1 pseudogene is annotated in these 380 nt (G+C 61.3%); it reads left to right on the top strand.

Features of this window, described 5'->3' with window-relative positions:
• Positions 1–380 (top strand): annotated as a pseudogene (locus tag L691_RS0106025) (GTP 3',8-cyclase MoaA); the annotation flags it as partial.

Here is a 380-nt window from a genome sequence, read left to right as displayed (position 1 = left end):
CGACGCCTGGAGGCAGTCGTACCTGCCGCTGGAAAGAGTGCTTGAAGCCTGCCGCGAAGCCGGATGGGGGACTGAGAAAGCGCATGCGCCTGCCGGAAACGGCCCGTCCCAGGACAGCCGTGTCGTCGGCGCTAAAGGCACATTCGGTCTGATTCATCCGGTAAGCGAGCATTTCTGCGACAACTGCAACCGGCTGCGCCTTACAGCTGACGGCCATATCAAAGCCTGCCTGTACTGGTCCGACGAATACAACGTACGGCCGCTGACCGTTGATCCGGAGGCCGTTCGCGGTTTATTCCGCAGGGCGCTCGGAGGCAAGCCTCATAACCACGAAATGGCGCTGGCGCTGGAGAAGAAAGCCCAGAGCCATACGCCTACGA

The organism is Paenibacillus zanthoxyli JH29, assembly GCF_000520715.1.
Taxonomy (GTDB): domain Bacteria; phylum Bacillota; class Bacilli; order Paenibacillales; family Paenibacillaceae; genus Paenibacillus_AQ; species Paenibacillus_AQ zanthoxyli.
This window is presented reverse-complemented; position numbering and strand designations above follow the sequence as displayed.